At 68.4% G+C, this 15,942-nt stretch carries 18 protein-coding genes; 5 read left to right on the forward strand and 13 right to left on the reverse strand.

Annotated elements, in window-relative coordinates:
• Positions 1 to 24: 24 nt before the first annotated feature.
• Positions 25 to 528, forward strand: a complete 504-nt coding sequence (locus tag E3T22_RS02235; RefSeq protein ID WP_198415061.1) for a histidine phosphatase family protein — start codon at positions 25 to 27, stop codon at positions 526 to 528.
• Positions 529 to 546: 18 nt separating this feature from the next.
• Here the strand turns inward: E3T22_RS02235 and E3T22_RS02240 are convergent, their stop codons facing one another.
• The 4 genes from E3T22_RS02240 to E3T22_RS02255 form a co-directional block, all read right to left on the reverse strand.
• Entirely contained in the window at positions 547 to 1,488 is a 942-nt protein-coding gene (locus tag E3T22_RS02240; RefSeq protein ID WP_134480683.1) for a pseudouridine synthase, read from the reverse strand.
• A gap of 57 nt (positions 1,489 to 1,545) precedes the next feature.
• Complete coding sequence (locus tag E3T22_RS02245) at positions 1,546 to 2,028, reverse strand: heme-degrading domain-containing protein (protein WP_134408585.1); 483 nt, start codon at positions 2,026 to 2,028, stop codon at positions 1,546 to 1,548.
• 68 nt (positions 2,029 to 2,096) lie between these two features.
• Positions 2,097 to 3,296 carry an MFS transporter gene (locus tag E3T22_RS02250; RefSeq protein ID WP_166789251.1) on the reverse strand — a complete coding sequence of 400 codons (1,200 nt, stop codon included), beginning with the start codon at positions 3,294 to 3,296 and terminating at the stop codon, positions 2,097 to 2,099.
• On the reverse strand, positions 3,296 to 4,309 hold the full coding sequence (locus E3T22_RS02255) for a zinc-dependent alcohol dehydrogenase family protein (protein WP_174776255.1): 1,014 nt from the start codon (positions 4,307 to 4,309) through the stop codon (positions 3,296 to 3,298). Before E3T22_RS02255 ends, E3T22_RS02250 begins: the two co-directional genes overlap by 1 nt.
• A 131-nt stretch (positions 4,310 to 4,440) precedes the next feature.
• Here E3T22_RS02255 and E3T22_RS02260 point away from each other — a divergent pair, with 131 nt between their 5' ends.
• Positions 4,441 to 5,307, forward strand: coding sequence for a helix-turn-helix transcriptional regulator (locus tag E3T22_RS02260; RefSeq protein WP_088455854.1), 867 nt, complete (start codon positions 4,441 to 4,443; stop codon positions 5,305 to 5,307).
• Positions 5,308 to 5,319: 12 nt separating this feature from the next.
• On the opposite strand, the gene E3T22_RS02265 is transcribed toward E3T22_RS02260, so the two are convergent.
• From E3T22_RS02265 to E3T22_RS02275, 3 genes are all read right to left on the reverse strand, one after another.
• Positions 5,320 to 6,588, reverse strand: coding sequence for an MFS transporter (locus tag E3T22_RS02265; RefSeq protein ID WP_088455853.1), 1,269 nt, complete (start codon positions 6,586 to 6,588; stop codon positions 5,320 to 5,322).
• Positions 6,589 to 6,727: 139 nt separating this feature from the next.
• The gene (locus E3T22_RS02270) at positions 6,728 to 7,189 is read right to left on the reverse strand and encodes a hypothetical protein (protein WP_134408584.1); all 462 of its coding nucleotides are present in this window, start codon (positions 7,187 to 7,189) and stop codon (positions 6,728 to 6,730) included.
• Between the two features lie 22 nt (positions 7,190 to 7,211).
• Entirely contained in the window at positions 7,212 to 8,321 is a 1,110-nt protein-coding gene (locus E3T22_RS02275; protein ID WP_134480682.1) for a hypothetical protein, read from the reverse strand.
• Between the two features lie 238 nt (positions 8,322 to 8,559).
• Here E3T22_RS02275 and E3T22_RS02280 point away from each other — a divergent pair, with 238 nt between their 5' ends.
• Positions 8,560 to 9,996, forward strand: coding sequence for an ATP-binding protein (locus E3T22_RS02280; protein ID WP_134408582.1), 1,437 nt, complete (start codon positions 8,560 to 8,562; stop codon positions 9,994 to 9,996).
• Positions 9,997 to 10,033: 37 nt separating this feature from the next.
• On the opposite strand, the gene E3T22_RS02285 is transcribed toward E3T22_RS02280, so the two are convergent.
• Together E3T22_RS02285 and E3T22_RS02290 are read right to left on the reverse strand one after the other, a co-directional pair.
• Positions 10,034 to 10,735 (reverse strand): DNA alkylation repair protein, encoded by a 702-nt coding sequence (locus tag E3T22_RS02285; protein WP_134480681.1) that lies wholly within the window; start codon positions 10,733 to 10,735, stop codon positions 10,034 to 10,036.
• Positions 10,736 to 10,896: 161 nt separating this feature from the next.
• The gene (locus tag E3T22_RS02290) at positions 10,897 to 11,502 is read right to left on the reverse strand and encodes a DUF1992 domain-containing protein (protein ID WP_134408580.1); all 606 of its coding nucleotides are present in this window, start codon (positions 11,500 to 11,502) and stop codon (positions 10,897 to 10,899) included.
• Between the two features lie 98 nt (positions 11,503 to 11,600).
• On the opposite strand from E3T22_RS02290, the gene E3T22_RS02295 reads away from it, so the two are divergent.
• Together E3T22_RS02295 and E3T22_RS02300 are read left to right on the forward strand one after the other, a co-directional pair.
• On the forward strand, positions 11,601 to 12,551 hold the full coding sequence (locus E3T22_RS02295) for an NAD(P)-dependent alcohol dehydrogenase (protein WP_134480680.1): 951 nt from the start codon (positions 11,601 to 11,603) through the stop codon (positions 12,549 to 12,551).
• Positions 12,552 to 12,558: 7 nt separating this feature from the next.
• A complete protein-coding gene (locus E3T22_RS02300; protein WP_134408578.1) occupies positions 12,559 to 13,221 on the forward strand; it encodes an alpha/beta family hydrolase in 663 nt (220 codons plus the stop codon).
• A gap of 6 nt (positions 13,222 to 13,227) precedes the next feature.
• Here E3T22_RS02300 and arfB read toward each other — a convergent pair whose 3' ends face one another.
• The 4 genes from arfB to E3T22_RS02320 form a co-directional block, all read right to left on the reverse strand.
• A complete protein-coding gene (gene arfB / locus E3T22_RS02305) occupies positions 13,228 to 13,650 on the reverse strand; it encodes an alternative ribosome rescue aminoacyl-tRNA hydrolase ArfB (RefSeq protein ID WP_134480679.1) in 423 nt (140 codons plus the stop codon).
• A gap of 65 nt (positions 13,651 to 13,715) precedes the next feature.
• Positions 13,716 to 14,483, reverse strand: coding sequence for an SCO1664 family protein (locus E3T22_RS02310; RefSeq protein ID WP_134480709.1), 768 nt, complete (start codon positions 14,481 to 14,483; stop codon positions 13,716 to 13,718).
• A 2-nt stretch (positions 14,484 to 14,485) separates the two neighbouring features.
• The gene (locus E3T22_RS02315) at positions 14,486 to 15,031 is read right to left on the reverse strand and encodes a DUF3090 domain-containing protein (protein ID WP_088455846.1); all 546 of its coding nucleotides are present in this window, start codon (positions 15,029 to 15,031) and stop codon (positions 14,486 to 14,488) included.
• Positions 15,032 to 15,040: 9 nt separating this feature from the next.
• Positions 15,041 to 15,748, reverse strand: a complete 708-nt coding sequence (locus E3T22_RS02320; RefSeq protein ID WP_088455845.1) for a histidine phosphatase family protein — start codon at positions 15,746 to 15,748, stop codon at positions 15,041 to 15,043.
• Between the last annotated feature and the right edge of the window lie 194 nt (positions 15,749 to 15,942).

Here is a 15,942-nt window from a genome sequence, read left to right on the forward strand (position 1 = left end):
ACCTCTGCGGTGCAGACTATGGGAATGACCCCACGCAGTGAGCGAACCCTCATCGTGCTCCGGCACGCCAAGTCCGACTGGTCGGGCGGCGAGGCCGACATCGACCGCACCCTCAACCCCCGCGGGCAGAGCCAGGCGCCGGATGCCGGCAGCTGGCTGGCCGAGAATGTTCCAGCCATCGACCTGGCCATCGTCTCCCCCGCGACCCGGGCTCGCGCCACCTGGGCGCTGGCCTCGGCAGAACTCAACGACAGCCCCGAGGCGCGCATCGATGACCGTGCGTATGCCGCATCCGTCAACGATCTGCTTCAGATTGTGCGAGAACTCCCCGACGAGCTTCAGAACGTGATTCTGGTGGCTCACAATCCCGGACTCGAAGACCTCGTCTACGTGCTCACCGGCGAGAGCGTCACGCTGTCGACGTCGGCCTTGGCCGTGCTGGGTGTGCCGGGTCCCTGGTCGGATCTTGTTGCCTCGACGGCCGTTCTCGTGACCAGCGGCCGTGCCAGCCGGGCGGGACTGGCCTAGGCACACGCCCAACCAGAGTCAGTCCGTTCCGGCATCCTCCGCCATCAGCGGGAGACGGCGCACACTCTCGAACCGATGCGTCCCGCCGTCGATCGGATCGGTGAACGCCAGCTCGCTGGCCAGGAGCTGGAGCGGCCGCCTGAAATCGAACACCTCGACACCCTGCACAACGGGGTAGAGCGGGTCGTCGATGATCGGGATGCCCAGGCCCAGCATGTGCAGACGCAGCTGGTGGGTGCGCCCGGTGCGGGGTGTCAGCCGGTACCGTCCCGCAGGCCCGTGGGCGCCCTCCAGTTCGATCAGTGACTCGGCGTTGACCGGGGCGCCGGGCACCACTTCGCCCTGCCAGTGGCCCGGCCGGGTGCGGAGGTGGTTCCGCACGATGACGGGTAGCTCGAGGTCCTGCCGCATCGGAGCCAACGCCCGGTACACCTTCTTCACCTCGCCGCGCTGAAAGAGAGTCTGGTAGGCCCCTCGCCAGCGGCGTTCGGTGGCCAGGACCAGCAGGCCGCTGGTCACCCGGTCCAAGCGGTGCAACGGGGAGAGTTCGGGCAACTCCAGCTGGGCGCGCAGGCGAACCACGACGCTCTGAACCACGTGCCGTCCCCGCGGGATGCTGGAAAGGAAGGGCGGCTTGTCGATCACCACGATCCGCTCATCCCGATAGACCAGGTGCAGAGGGCCAGGAACCACCGGTTCGTCGGCCAGATCGCGGTGAAACCAGACGAAGGTGGTGGGCCGGTAACGGTCCGCACCGGCAACGGGCGCGCCGTCTCCATAGACGAACCGGCCGTCGGCGAGGAACTCGGCCACGTTCACGGACTCGGCCAGCCGGTCCTCGAGCCAGGCGCTCATGTTCGGCCAGGTCGGCTTCGGAAAACCGGGCCGGTCGCGCTCCGGGGTGCACAGCCACGCCGCAGCGAGCCCGTGTCGTTCGGGAAGGGGCGAGCGCGGGGGCATCCCCCGATCGTACGTGCTGACCGGCTCCGCCGCCGGGCGGATGGCGGATGGCGCCCGTCAGAGCGCCCTGGCGGCCTCGAGCGCCCAGACGACCAGGTCGTGGTCGAGGTTTTCGGCCAGGCCGGACACCCCGACGGCGCCGATGAGGGAACCGTTCACCCGCAGCGGGAAGGCGCCTCCGGCGGCCACGTACTCGGCAACGGGCAGACCGGTGACCTCGTTGAAGTCCTGGCCCCTGGCGCGGTATTTGGTGCTGATCAGGAAGGACGGCGCGTTATACAGGGCCACCACGCGGAACTTCCTGTCGAGCCAGTAGTCGTTGTCTGCTGTCGTGCCCGGCCGTGCCGCGTGGAATACGCGCTGCTGGCCGAAGGACATCGCCACCGTGATACTCAGGTCATCGGCGACCGCCCGGGCCATGATCGCGCTGCCGAGCCTGAAGGCATCGTCATGATCGAAGGAGGTGAACCCGATGCTGGCGTTCTGTGCCTCCAGCAGGGGCAGGAGACCCTGGGCGGCGGGATCAGGAGTGAGCGACATGGCAGAGTCCGGTTTCGTTGGGGTGTCGACAGCGGCGCCGCACTACCGAGCACGATACCGGTTAGCGATCACAGACGCGCGGGAAACGCGGACCGGCGCCCGTACACCGTCAGCAGCAGTGCGGCCAGGCCGAAGACGACCATGACGACGGGCAGCACGAGGCCGTCGAACGGGGTCAGCAGCGCGGCACCGACGATCCCGGCGGCGAAAATCGCGAGGTTGAACGCCACGGGCAGGAACGCGTTCGCGACATCCGAGTCGGCTCCGCCCGTGCTGGTCAAAGCGGCCTGGAGCTGAGCGGATGCTCCGCCGAAGGAGAGCCCCCAGAGCACGGTGGCGGCGATGATCGCGGGCGCCGACGCGTGGCCGGCCCAGAGGATCACGGCGGCCACGATGAACAGCAGAACGCTGCCGTGCAGCAGCGGGCGCGGATGCCGGTCGAGGAGCGCGCCGGTGAGAACGATGCCGACGATCGAGGCGACACCGAAGAGGAACAGCTGCACGTCCACCGCGAGGTCGCTGCCAGTGGCCCGCAGGTAGGGGGCGATGTAGGTGTAGATGGTGTTGTGGGCGATCATCCAGGTGAAGATCACCGCCAGGATCACGGTGATGCCGGGGATCCGGAGCACCCGCACCAGGGGCAGTCTGGCGGTTCCCGGCTGGCCGTCGGCATCCGGGGCGCACAGCGCGATCAGGAGGCCGGCGATGACCGCCACCACGCTCAGACCGACGAAGGCCCAGCGCCAGTCGAACGCGGACCCCAGCCACGATCCCAGCGGGGTGCCGAGCGCGAACCCTACGGGCGCCCCGGCGGACACTATCGCCAAGGACAGACCGGACTGACGGGGCGGGCTGATCTTCCGCCCGTAGGCGGCGAGCATCCCCCAGACGATCCCCGAGAACGCCCCGGCGACGAATCGCGACCCGAGCGACAGGATGACGTCGCTGGAGACCGCCGTGACGGTGTTGGCCACGATGAGCCCGAGGATAGCACCGAGCAGCAGCCGCTTCCGGCGCATCCCCCTGGTCAGCGTGATCGCGGGAATCGTCACAATGACCGTGCCCAGCGCATACGCGCTGACGAACAGGCCGACAGCGCCCTCACTGGTGCCCAGTCCGCCGGCGATCACCGGCAACAGGCCGGCCGGCATGGTCTCCATCGCCACGAGGACGAAGCCGATGGCGGCCAGCATCAGCAGGGTGAAGATCGGCAGGCGCTGCGTTTTCTCGGCAGCCGCCGGGGCCGGCACTGTTGTCACGCTCTCCATCAGAAGGTGAGCAGGACCTTGGTGGCGCGGCGCTCGTCCATGGCCCGGTAGCCTTCGGCGGCTTCCTCGATGGGGAGGGTGAGGTCGAAAACCTTGCCCGGGTCGATGGTGCGGTCCCAGATCAACTGGATCAGGTTGGGCAGGAACCGGCGCACCGGGGCAGGTCCGCCGAGGGTGTGGATGCCGGCGAAGAACAGCTGGATGCCGGGGATCTGCACGTCGTAGTTGACCCCGACGTAGCCCAGGTGTCCGCCGCCGCGGGTCGCGCCGACGGCCTGCATGAACGATTCCTGCGTGCCGACGGCTTCGACCACGGAGTGCGCACCGAGCCCACCGGTGAGTTCCTTGATCCTGGCCACACCTTCGTCGCCGCGTTCCTCGACGATGTCGGTCGCCCCGTAGAACCTGGCGAGCTTCTGCCGTTCGGGGTGGCGCGACATGGCGATGATGCGTTCGGCGCCAAGCTGTTTGGCGGCGAGGATCGCCATCAGGCCCACGGCGCCGTCTCCGACGACGGCGACGGTCTTGCCCGGCCCGGCCTCGGCGGCCACTGCCGCGAACCAGCCGGTGCCGAGCACATCGGAGGCGGCCAGCAGCGACGGGATCAGGTCGGCGTCGGGCTGGCCGGGGGTCGCGACGAGGGTGCCGTCCGCGAGCGGGATCCGCGCCTTCTCGGCCTGCATTCCGGAGGCGAATTCGGCGTGCTCGCACCGGGACTGGAAGCCGGCCCGGCAGATTTCGCAGGTGTTGTCGGAGAGCACGAAGGATCCAACGACGAAGTCACCCACCTTGACGGTCTGCACGGCGTCACCGATCTCTTCGACGATGCCGACGTACTCGTGGCCCATCGCGGTGTGGTCGACGGGCTCGACACCCCGGTACGGCCACAGGTCCGACCCGCAGATGCAGGTGGCCGTGAGACGGATGATCGCATCGGTCGGTTCAACAATGGTCGGGTCCTGGCGGTCTTCGACCCGGACGTCGCCGGGCGCGTACATGATGACTCCACGCATGTGGATGCTCCTTTGGTCGCTGTTGGTACGTCCTCAAGCGAACCGTCGACGGTCTGTGGGCGGGAGTCCCTGCGCAGGGGTGTACCAGCAGAGCACCCCACGCCGCGACAGGGGGACGTACTGTCGTGGCTATGGACAATCAAGCCGAGGTGCGCGAATTCCTCATGTCGCGGCGCGCGAAGATCACCCCCGAACTGGCCGGCCTGCCCGCCGGCACCAATCGGCGGGTGTCCGGGCTGCGTCGCACCGAGGTTGCCACCCTGGCCGGCGTCAGCGTGGAGTACTACGCCAAGCTCGAACGCGGTGCGATCGCGGGAGCGTCCTCGTCGGTGCTCGACGCCATCGCCCGGGCGCTGCAGCTCGATGACACCGAACGCAGCCACCTGTTCAATCTGGCGCGGGCCGCCGACGGCATCCCACTGTCCGGACGCATCCGCCGGCGCGCGACGCGGAACCCGGTGAGTCGGCCGAGCCTGCAGTGGGCGCTCGGCACGATCACCGAAGGCATCGCGTTTGTGCGCGACCAGCATCAGGACCTCCTGGCGACCAACGATCTGGGCCGGGCCTTCTACTCCCCCGTCATCGGCGACGCCGGGCGCACCCCCAACCTGGCCCGGTTCCAGTTCCTCGACCCCGCCTCGCGCGATTTCTACCCGGACTGGCAGGTGTTCGCGGAGATGTGCGTGTCGATCATGCGCGCGGAGGCCGGCCGGGACCCGAACGACAAGGGGTTGCAGGACCTCGTCGGCGAGCTGTCCACCAAGAGCGACACGTTCCGCACGCTCTGGGGCGCCCACGACGTGCGCACGCACGGTGCCGGCACGAAGCGGTTCAACCATCCGGTGGTCGGCGAGCTCACCCTGGCCTATGAGGAACTCGCCATCACCGCCGATCCCGGCTCGGTGCTGATGATCTACACCGCCGAGCCCGGCTCGTCCAGCGCCGAGCGCCTGCGTCTGCTGGCCAGTTGGGCGGCCACCAGCGTCGCCGCCGACTGACCAAGCTCGGGGTCACGGCGCCTCGGGCGCCGGGGCATCCGTTTGCACCGTTCTGGTGTCGGCGAGATCGTTCTGGCGCCGGCTGGCGAGCATGATCGGAACGCCGATGAGTTCCACCAGGCCGCCGATCATCAGGGAAGCGCCGTAACCCCAGAGGTCGGCGGAGCGGCCCAGCGCCGGCTGGATGAACACGCCGCCGAGGCTGCCGAACAGCGAGTCAAACGAGAGCACGGTGGCGCGCTGCTTCGACGGGATCATGTCGTTGAGGTAGGCCTGCCGCACCGGTTCGGCGACCGCGAACACGAACCCCCAGACCATCAGGAACACCACCGCCAGCCAGAACAGGCTGTTCAGGCCGAGCACCACGAGTGAGACCACGCTGAGCAGGGACGCCGCGATCACGGTGCTGGTGCGTTTGGCGAAGAGGGTGCGGATCCGGGGAGCGAGCACGCCGCCGGCTACCTGTGCCAGCGAGAGGATCGCGGCGGCCAGGCCCGCGATGGAGTACGCCGACGGGTCGCCGTACAGCTCGAGCAGGTAGGGCTGCAGCGCGTAGAAGGCGTAGAAGCCGACGCCGGAGGCGAACGGGGCGGAGAGGATCATGTAGCGCACCGACCGCCGTTTCAGCCCGTGCTCGACCGACTCCGTGAGCACCAACCGGGTCGCCTTCAGCGGGCCCCGCGAGCGGTCCGGAGTGAAGCCGAGGTCTCTCATCACGATGAACGCGTAGATGAACATAATCACGAGCACCCCGGCGCGCACGAGGAACGGCACACCGAGGTTGGTGGCCTGGGCGATCACTCCGCCGAGCACCGAGCCGGTGAACATCGCGATACCGGTCACCACGAGCCCGCGGCCGAATACCGCCTCCAGGCTGCCGGTGTACCCGGTCGACGTGAGCGCGTCGACCAGCCAGGCTTCCACCGCACCGGAGAAGAAGGTGAAGCCGAGGCCGAGCAGCACCGACACGATGGCCCACCAGACGAACGGCGACTGCCAGACCCAGAGCATCCAGTACAGCGCGGTGGTGACCGACAGGGTGATGGTGCCCAGCAGGTAGGAGGCTTTGCGTCCCACGGTGTCGGCGACCACGCCGGTCGGGATCTCGAAAATCACCATGCCGGCTGTGAAGAACGCGTTCGCAGCGAACGCCTCGAAGTTACTCAGCCCGGCGTCGAGCAGGAACAGCGTGTTGATGCCCCAGATGAACGAGGCCGCGAGGGTGTTGCCGAGCAGCAGGATCAGGTAGATGCGCTGGACGCGCGCAGACGCCGGGTTCACGACCAGGGTCCGATCGGCGCATCGCGTTCCGTCACGAAGCAATCATCGACCCGACTGGTGCGGATGGCTAGGTCGGGACCCATCGACCGAACCGGCAGACACTCGGTCGACGGGCCTCACGTGCTGGTTGCCCGTATCGCTAGTGCACGAGCACCTTCAGCAGGATCATGGCGATGCCCAGCGTCGAAGTCCCCAGACAGCCCAGGATGCGAATCACCCACGGGCTTCCTCGAAATGCGAACGCGCTGTAGCCGATGGCTCCGAGTATGGCTACGCCGAGCCACAGGGCGGTCCACACCGCAACGTCGTCGGGCACAGCCCGCAACGCGCCGAGCAGCAGCACGATGGACGGTGGGATCGCGGACGTGAGGAAGCCCAGCGAGTGCCGCAGCGAGAGGCGCACGGCGGTGGCCATCGTCGAATCCTGAGCCTGGTTCAGACCGTATTCGACCACCGCACCGGCGTACACGTGCGCGGCCCAGAACACGAAAACCGTGCCGATCACGCCTAGAAAGGTCTGCCAGGAGGTTGCCCCATAGCCGCCGGCGACCACGATCATGCCGCTGACCAGGATGGTGCCATAGACCGAAGCCTCGGTCACGAAGCCGCCCGGAAACCGCCGGTTAGCCGTGGAGGATTGCACTTTCGCCTCGATTTCTGTTCTCGGCGAGCAGCATCGCTCCGGTTTGACGAAGGAACACGATCAGCCAGCTGAAGATCATCACGAATGCCACCAGTTCGACGGCGGTGAGTGTGTAGTACCCGGTCAGGAACCACACTGCCAGCACGATAAGAACTCCCACGTAGAGATACCCGAGAAGAAGGAACACCCGTGACATGGTGGGGATCCACGATCGGAGGCGGACGACGACAGTGATGAAAACCACGATCATTCCGGTCGCGGATACATTATGCGCTGCCATGTTTTGATCGAGCGGGAAGATTCCCACACCAGCCAAAAGCACGCCGATGAGAACCAGCGCCCCCCGCACGAGCGCGCGTCCTCGCACTTCTTCTGGCGTGGCAGCCGGGATGGCCGCGGTCGCGTAATGAGCCAGGGTGGTGACGATGATCCCCGCGATCAGGACCGTGAGGTTGAAGGCCAGCGCCGAGATGTCGTCGGAAATGCCCAGGGTGCTGAGGTTCTCCTGCCACCACAATGGGTCGCTGGCGCTCAACATGCTCGCAAAAGCGCCCACCACCACGAACACGGCGAGGATGACCGACATCAGAATCGGGGTCAGGCCAACGGCGGAGAGGAAAACACTGTAGGCCGTGACTGCGATGGCGACCGCGGCCAGCAGCGTCGCGGAGGCGGGGAAGACGACGGCACCGATGAAGCTGCGGCTCAGCAGGCCCGCAACCGCGAGCCACGCCAACAGCGAGATCACTGCGTGCGCCAGCGCAAGCGCACCGATGTCGTACCACCGGAGCTGCCCGCCGTGGCCGGGTGGCCCGGGGTCCAGCAGGGTGCCTGCCGCCCGACTGGCGTGCATCACGGCACGCGTGGTGACGAAGATCACCGCCGCTGCCGCCGCGCTCGCCAAAGCGACGAACTGCCCGACCGAGCCGGGACCCGCGATAGGAACGTCGTCACCCCAAAAGGTGATCGCCGACGCCAGCGCGCCGACCAGGAAGACGGCCGCGCCCACCAGCAGCGCGGCCGATTCCCGCGACTGGGCGTTGGCGACCGGGTGCCGAAGCAACCAACTGATGGGTGCGGGCCGGCTCATCCGAGACCTCCTGTCGCTGCGTCACCGGACCGGTGGTCGAGGCGGTGGCAGCGACAATATCTCGTCTGCACCGATCCCGAAACGTCCACAGGGCCGAACCCTGGCCAGCGCACCGGTTGTTCCATCGACAATTGCCAGGACGATGCACCGGCAATCGCCCACAGATTCAAAACGGCACTACGCTGCCGCTGAACGCCGCGAGATTCTCCGGCCGGAATCCCCGATGAAAGGTCACACCATGAGTGAAGTTGAGAGCGCAACACTCGAAAAGGCCGCCGCGGTGTCGATCGACGGCCGGCATTTCCAGTTCGTCGGCGCCACCGGCTCCCGATTCGAGCCGGGCGGTCTGGTGATCCTCCGGTCCACTGATGAGGGCGAGGAGGAGACGGACCAGCTGGGCCAGGTTGAGGAGGTCACCGTCACGATCGGCGGCGCCCCGCACGGCTCCGGGCGCATCCTGGGTCTGCTCAATGGAGATGGCCGGCACCTCGATGTTCGGCGCTCCGTCGCGTTCGGATCGGCCACGCTCCGACCCGCGGATGCCCGCACGACCGAACTGCTCTACGGCGATGCCACGGCGTCCCTGCCCATCGGCTCCTTCCTGGCCTCCCAGCACATCCCGGCCCGGCTCCTTGCCCAACGCTTCAACCGGCACACCTTCTGGTGCGGGCAGAGCGGATCGGGCAAGACTTACGCCCTGGGCGTGGTGCTGGAACAGCTGCTGATCCACACGGCGCTGCCCATGGTGATCTTCGATCCGAACGCGGACTTCGTGCACATACGGCAGGCCCATCCCGCGGGTGAATCGACGGATGCGCAACGGGCGCTGGCCGAGCGGGACATCCGGGTGCTGCGCCCATCGGCTGCCTCCCCCGATGCTCTCCGGGTGCGGTTCCTGGACCTGTCGTTGCGGGCGAAGGCGGCCGTCTTTCGGCTCGACCCGCTCGATGATCGTGCCGAACACAACGAGCTGATGCACATCGAGGACACCGTGGGTCTGATCGAGCCGACGAGGGTCGTCCCCGGCCTGCTGGACCGGGGCACCCCGGCGGCGCGCGAACTGGCGGCACGCACCGAGAATCTCCGGGTGACCGACTGGAGCATCTGGGCGCAGGGCCTGGCGGCCGTGACCGACATCCTGGAGACCCGCCCCGACGCCACGGTGCTCGACCTCGGCGGCTTCGCCTACCCGGAGGAGTCGCTGGTGGTGGCGTTGGCAGTGCTCGACGACCTGTGGGACAAACGGGAGCAACGCCGTCCGCTCCTGATCGTGATCGACGAGGCGCACAACTTCTGCTCGCCCGACCAGACCAGCCCGTTACACGTGGCGGTGCGGGAGAGAATCGTGCAGATCGCGGCGGAAGGACGCAAATTCGGCCTTTGGCTGCTGCTGTCGACCCAGCGACCGTCTCGGGTGCACCCCAGCATCATCTCGCAGTGCGACAACTTGGCGCTGATGAAGATGACGTCTCCGGTGGACCTCGACGAGCTCGCCACCATCTTCGGTTTCGTGCCGCCGGCCATGCTCGCCCGGGCGTCACGGTTCCGACAGGGCGAGGCCCTCTTCGCCGGCGGTTTTGTGCCCGCTCCCACCATGGTCACCATGGGACCGCGTCTCACCCGGGAGGGCGGCGCCGACGTAGCCGTGCCCCTGCGCCAAGCCCGCGAACTGTGAGAAAAGCCCCGAAAAACCGAAAACTCTGAGGCTCTTCTCACAGTTTGCGGGCCAGATAGCCGGCTCGCACCGGCTTGTCGAGCTTCTCGGTGGCGGCGCGCAGGGTCAGCCTCGGCAAGCCGGCCGCGTTGTCGTCGAGGAAGCCGAGGAGCGCGTCCCGGTCGACGTCGCCGAGGTAGCGCAGCATCCAGCCGGTGGCCTTCTGCACGTAGTCGTTCTCGTCGCTGCCGAGCATCCGCGCCAGCTGCAGGGTGTCGGTGATGTCGCCCCGGCGCAGGAATGCGGCTGTCGCGACCATGGCGGTGCGGCGCTCCGGCCAGAACGACGACGCCGCGAGGGAGTAGAGCGGGTCACGTGGCTTGTCGACGAGCCAGCCGCCGACCACCTGATACGCGACCAGGTCCACAAGATCCCAGGTGTCGATCCGGTCGTGGCGGCGCAGGTACAGCTCGTAGAGCTCCTCACGCCGTTCGACGCCGGTCTTACGGTCCGTCGCCGCCTTGCCCATAATCGAGCACGCGCCGACCCGCACCTCGTGGGTCGGGCTCTCCAGCAGCGTCTCGATGTCCGGCAGCGGCATAGCGAGCGCCCGGCCGGCCAGGGCGAACACGTCGCCCATCCGCACGCCGATGAACGAGTCGTCGCCCGGGAAGTACCGGGTGTACTTCTGCCGCTGCTCCGGGGTGGCCAGGGCCACCAGGCTCTTCTGAAAGTCGGCAGCGGTGGTCTCATCCGTCATGCAGTCAGGATGCCACCGGTCTTGGCAGATTGGAGGGTCGCGGTGCCTATTGACAGACCCGGCCCTGTGTGTCGCGTTCGGCAGCCCAGTGTCTGTGTGGGCTTGGCCCGGTCTGCTGTGTCATTCCGTGGCGTCGGCCAGCGGGCAGACGTCGGCCGGCCTCAACGCTCGCGTTTGGCCCGGCGGCGTTCCCGCCAGGTCATCGCGGCCAGCGCCGCCTCCTGGCGTTCCCGCGCCGCGTCCCGCTCGATGCGTGCGGCGTTGCGGCGTTCCTGCCAGCGGGCAACCTCCGCATCGACATCGCGAAGCGCCGTGACGACGGGCGGGCCCCCGCGCAGCTGCCGGCGGGCCTCGATCACGCGGCGGTTGAAGTCGTCGAGGATCTCCCGCACCGCTCGCTCGGCGACCACGGCGTCGAGGCTGGCGTCGAGTCCGGCGTCTTCGGAACGCAGGGTGAGGGCAGCCGGGCCCAGTCCGGTGATCTGCTCACGCTCGATCTTCTGGCGGATCCACCAGTCCGGGTCGTACGGGGCGGTGAGGCCCGGGATCGGCTTGCCCGTGCCGGGCAGGTTGTCGAAGTCGCCGCGACGCATCGCCTGCTGGATCGCGATCTCCACGTACTGGGCGCGGGCATCCATCATGGCCTGGCCGGCCTCGTTGGTGTCCGGCTCGGCGACCTCGGGTCGTTCGGGTGCAGGAATCTCGCGGTTGATCTTGTACCGCGCCACATTGAGCGGCGTATCGCTGGGTTCGCGTGGACCAGTCATGCCACCAGCCTAGGTTCACCCACACGCTGACGGGCCGCTCCGCGTACACTGACCGGCATGTTCCGACACCCGCGCCGCGCGCTCGAAGGCGGACCCCTGTGAAGGCCGTTGTCCACGACCGGTACGGGCAGCCCGACGTGCTGAGGGTCGAGGAGATCCCGAAGCCCTCGCCGGGCCCGAACCAGGTACTCATCGAGGTCGCCGCGACGTCCCTCAATCTGTCCGACTGGGAGGGCCTGACCGGATCCCCGGGGTACGCCCGGATCGGCGGGTTGCGCGCCCCCAGGCGCCGGGTGTTGGGCTCCGACATCGCCGGTCGGGTCGCCGCGGTCGGCTCCGGCGTGACCCGGTTCCGCGTGAATGATGACGTGTACGGCGACAACATGGGCCTGTTGGGCGGTTTCGCCGAGTTCGCTGTGGCGCCGGTCGCGGCCCTCGCCCACAAACCTGCGGAGTTGACCTTCGCCGAGGCGTCGGCCCTGCCCCAGGCCGGAGCGATCGCGCTGCAGGGAACCGCCCGTGTTCGCCGCGGGCAGCGTGTGCTGATCAACGGGGCGGGCGGCGGGTCGGGGTCGTTCGCGATTCAGCTGGCCAAACACTCCGGAGCGCACGTGACCGGCGTCGACAACGCGCGAAAGCTCGACTTCATGCGCGGGCTCGGCGCCGACGAGGTCGTCGATTACACCACCTCGGACTTCACCCGGCTGGAACCGTTCGACCTGATCCTCGACCTCGTGGCGCACCGGTCAGTGTTCGCCTACCAGCGGGCATTGGCCCGCGGCGGTCGTTACCTCTGCGTCGGCGGCACCGTACGCAGCGTGCTGCGGGTCGTGACAGTCGGCGCGGCGCTCGGCGTGGTCACCGGGCGCCGGCTGGGGCTACTCATCGCCAGGGAGGGCCCGGCCTACTTCACGCCCGTCGCCGAGCGGTGCGTCGCCGGCGAGCTGAGCATCAACATCGACCGCATTTATCCGCTCGACGAGGCGGCGCGGGCGCTCGCCTACCTCGGCGAGGGACGTGCTCTCGGCAAGATCGTCGTCACGGGCTAGGGGACGAATGCAATCGACGGAGAATATGCGCATCGTGGTGGAGGACGGGATGGTGTCGGCCGCCTTCGCCCGACCGGCGGACGCGTTCGCCACGCTCGTCATGGCACCGGGAGCGGGGTCCAGCTTCGACCATCCGTTCCTCGTCGGGTTCAGCGAGGCGCTGAACGCCGCCGGGTTGGCGACCCTGCGGTTCAATTTCCCGTACCGGGAGGCCGGCCGCCGGCTCCCCGACCGGGCGCCCCGGGCGATCGCCGCCTGGCGGGCGGCGATGGACGCTGCGGCTGCCCGGTCGGCGGGTCAGCCCGTTTGGGCGGCCGGTAAGTCCTTCGGCGGGCGGATGGCCTCCATGGCGGTGGCCGCCGGCATGCCGGCAGCGGGCCTGGTCTTTCTCGGCTACCCGCTGCATCCGCCGGGCAAGCCGGAGAAGCTGCGCGATGAGCACCTGTACGGGATCGACCGGCCGATGCTGTTCGTGCAGGGCACGCGTGACCCGTTCGCCGCCCCGGACGAACTCACCCCGGTGGTCGGGCGAATCGGCACGGCGACACTCGAGTTGATCGACGCGGCGAACCACTCTTTCGAGGTTCGGGGAGCCAAGCGCCCGGCCGTTGATGTGGGTGCAGGGCTTGCTCCTATGGTCGCCGAGTTCGTGCGCGCCAGCGTGGCCTAGGCTGCGTTACTCAGCGGACGGCCGCTGCCGTTGCGCTTTCGTCGCCGAGCGCTGCTGCTTGGCGGCGAGGTGCCGGCGGCCGGAACCCCGGGTGGGTTTGGTCGCCCGGCGGCTGGGCCCGTCGGGGGCCAGGCCCGCGGCCACGAGCTCCGCGAGCTTCGTCAGCGCGATCTCACGATTGCGCAGTTGGGAACGCTGTTCGGAGGCGGCCATGGTGACCACCCCGTTGATCAGGCGCCGGTCGAATCGGGTGAGAAGCAGCATCCGCTGCTCGTCGGTGAGAACCGCAGACTCGACGACATTCCAGGACACCTGCACGCGGCTGTCCGAGGTGTTCACGTGTTGCCCGCCGGGGCCGGACGACCGGGAGAACCGCCACCCGAGTTCCGTCGCCGGAATCGTGAGCGTGGGCGATACCTCGAGATCCATGCTTCAAGGGTCCCACGATGTGGGCGCGGTCGGCGCCGTTCTGCGGGAATCGGTGGCCGGGACCGTCAGAACAGCGGCCAGGGCACCGCGGGCATCCGGCCCTCAGGGGCCGGGAAGCGGGCTTCGGTGCGCAGCCGGTCGCAGCGGGCGGCGAGGGCGACGATCTCGGCGGGAGTGAGCAGGCCGGCGAGTTTGCGCCCGAGCCCGACGGTGAGATCGGCGCTGACCCTGTCGATCCCGGCCAGCTCGTCGATGCTGAGCTCCTCGCCCAGCCAGCCCCAGAGCACGGTGCGCAGCTTGTGGTCGGCGTGGAAGGTGAGCCCGTGGTCGACGCCGTGTCGGTGCCCGTCGGGCATGGCCAGGATGTGGTCTCCCTTGCGGTCGGCATTGTTCACGATGATGTCGAACACGGCCATCCGGCGCAGTGCCACGGAGTCCTCGTGGATGAGTGACACCAGCCGGTCCTGCTCGTCCTGGCCGTCGAGCACGTGCCGCCAGCCCTGCTCAGGCATGGCCTCGGCCGGGATCAGGTCCACGGCATCCTGGCCGGGGTCCCGCTCCTGCCAGAGCTGCGCCATGCCGGGGCCCATCGGGCCGTCGCGCAGCCAGGTGCGGGGCACGACGTTCCAACCGAACGCCTCCGAGACCAGGTACGCCGCCGCCTCCCGGCTGGCCAGGTTGCCGTCGGGGAAGTCCCACAGCGGGTTCTCCCCCGCGATCGGCTTGTAAACCACCGTGACGCCGTCGATGCTGCCTAGGAACGTCGCGTTGGACGCCGTCGTGATCCGCCCGGTGAGTTCAAGGTCACCGTCGACGAGCTCGGCGTCCGGCATGTTCACGCGCCGGGGAGGGTGCAGGTGTGCCCGTCTGCGTCGATGGGATAGCCGCAGAGCGGGCAGATGGGCCGGCCGGCGCCCACCACCTCGCGGGTACGTGTGGCGAACGCCCGTGCGGTGCCGACGGGCATCCGCACCAGCAGCATTTCGGCCGGTTCGACGGCTGCGAGGTCGAGCAGCTCGTCGTCGTCTTCGTCCACGATCGGGAAGGCCTCGAGCACGATCTGCACCGTCGTCGGGTCCCAGCCCAGGCTCATCGAGCCGGTGCGGAATTCCTCGTCGACGGGCTCCAACGGGTCGTTGTCGACCAGTTCGATGGGGGTGCCGGTGGGGATGCTGAACGGGTTGCCCTCGTAGGCGATCAGCTGGTCGAGGATCTCGTCGATCTTCTCGGCGAGCAGCGCGGATTGTTGTTTCTCCAGGGCGATGCTGACGATCTGGGCGCCGGTGCGCACCTGCAGGTAGAAGGTGCGGGAGCCGGGCAGACCGACGGTGCCGACGACGACCCGATCCGGCCAGGCGAACTCATGGACGATTGTAGGCATGCGAGTATTTTAGGCGCGCGACGCGTGCGGAGCCTGATGACCCGCCCCACCGCCGACCGGGGCGTCCGCCGTGGGGGCGCTCGCCGCGAGCCAGGACAGGTCCCCGGCGTCGGTATTGGTGGCGTGCACGGTCGGCCGGCTACTGCCGTACCGCACGATCGAGACGGATGCCGGACCCACGTTGATCCGCTGGAACAGGTCCAGGTGCATGCCGAAGGCGTCGGCCAGGATCGACTTGATGATGTCGCCGTGGCTCACCGCCACCCAGACCGCGCCGGGTCCGTGTTCCGCCTCGAAGGCGGCGTCCAGGCGGCGGATCGCGGCGACCGACCTGGCCTGCATCGCTGCCATCGCTTCCCCGTTCGGGAAGGTCACGGCGGACGGCTGGGTCTGCACCACCGACCACAGCTTCTCCGCCGACAGGTCCTGGAGGGTGCGGCCCTGCCAGTCGCCGTAGTCGCACTCGGAGAGTTCGTCTTCGATCGGCGTCAGCAGCGTGCCGCTCTGGCGGTCGATGATGTGCTGCGCGGTTTCCCGGCAGCGCTCCAGCGGGCTGGAGACCACCCCGACCAGCGGTACCGCGGCGAGCCGCTTCCCCGTGACGACGGCTTGGTCTCGGCCGATCTGGTCGAGCAGAACGCCGGCGGTGCGTCCGGCCAGCAGCCCGGTGGCGTTTGCGGTGGTGCGGCCGTGCCGCACGAGGATGACTGTGGCCATGGCTACAGCCTAGACAGCCAGCCAGGCCCCGACTGGTCGCACGCTTATTAGGACTTCGTCAGATTTATAGGACGCAATAGCTCGCGGGCTCAAGGGGTCAGCGCAACACTCTGACTTCTTGGAGTGATGATGCGTATTCCTGTTTCCCGTGCTGTGCGTCGGGTGTTCTGGACAGCGATTCGGGACGGAGCTAC

The sequence above is a fragment of the Cryobacterium sp. TMB3-10 genome, from assembly GCF_004402305.1.
Classification (GTDB): Bacteria; Actinomycetota; Actinomycetes; order Actinomycetales; family Microbacteriaceae; genus Cryobacterium; species Cryobacterium zongtaii.

Bases quoted from the DNA above. Each gene is read 5' to 3' on its own strand.
- E3T22_RS02235 (WP_198415061.1), top strand. From the start codon at position 25: ATGACCCCACGCAGTGAGCGAACCCTCATCGTGCTCCGGCACGCCAAG.
- E3T22_RS02240 (WP_134480683.1), bottom strand. From the start codon at position 1,488: ATGCCCCCGCGCTCGCCCCTTCCCGAACGACACGGGCTCGCTGCGGCG.
- E3T22_RS02245 (WP_134408585.1), bottom strand. From the start codon at position 2,028: ATGTCGCTCACTCCTGATCCCGCCGCCCAGGGTCTCCTGCCCCTGCTG.
- E3T22_RS02250 (WP_166789251.1), bottom strand. From the start codon at position 3,296: ATGGAGAGCGTGACAACAGTGCCGGCCCCGGCGGCTGCCGAGAAAACG.
- E3T22_RS02255 (WP_174776255.1), bottom strand. From the start codon at position 4,309: ATGCGTGGAGTCATCATGTACGCGCCCGGCGACGTCCGGGTCGAAGAC.
- E3T22_RS02260 (WP_088455854.1), top strand. From the start codon at position 4,441: ATGGACAATCAAGCCGAGGTGCGCGAATTCCTCATGTCGCGGCGCGCG.
- E3T22_RS02275 (WP_134480682.1), bottom strand. From the start codon at position 8,321: ATGAGCCGGCCCGCACCCATCAGTTGGTTGCTTCGGCACCCGGTCGCC.
- E3T22_RS02280 (WP_134408582.1), top strand. From the start codon at position 8,560: ATGAGTGAAGTTGAGAGCGCAACACTCGAAAAGGCCGCCGCGGTGTCG.
- E3T22_RS02285 (WP_134480681.1), bottom strand. From the start codon at position 10,735: ATGACGGATGAGACCACCGCTGCCGACTTTCAGAAGAGCCTGGTGGCC.
- E3T22_RS02290 (WP_134408580.1), bottom strand. From the start codon at position 11,502: ATGACTGGTCCACGCGAACCCAGCGATACGCCGCTCAATGTGGCGCGG.
- E3T22_RS02300 (WP_134408578.1), top strand. From the start codon at position 12,559: ATGCAATCGACGGAGAATATGCGCATCGTGGTGGAGGACGGGATGGTG.
- arfB (WP_134480679.1), bottom strand. From the start codon at position 13,650: ATGGATCTCGAGGTATCGCCCACGCTCACGATTCCGGCGACGGAACTC.
- E3T22_RS02310 (WP_134480709.1), bottom strand. From the start codon at position 14,483: ATGCCGGACGCCGAGCTCGTCGACGGTGACCTTGAACTCACCGGGCGG.
- E3T22_RS02315 (WP_088455846.1), bottom strand. From the start codon at position 15,031: ATGCCTACAATCGTCCATGAGTTCGCCTGGCCGGATCGGGTCGTCGTC.
- E3T22_RS02320 (WP_088455845.1), bottom strand. From the start codon at position 15,748: ATGGCCACAGTCATCCTCGTGCGGCACGGCCGCACCACCGCAAACGCC.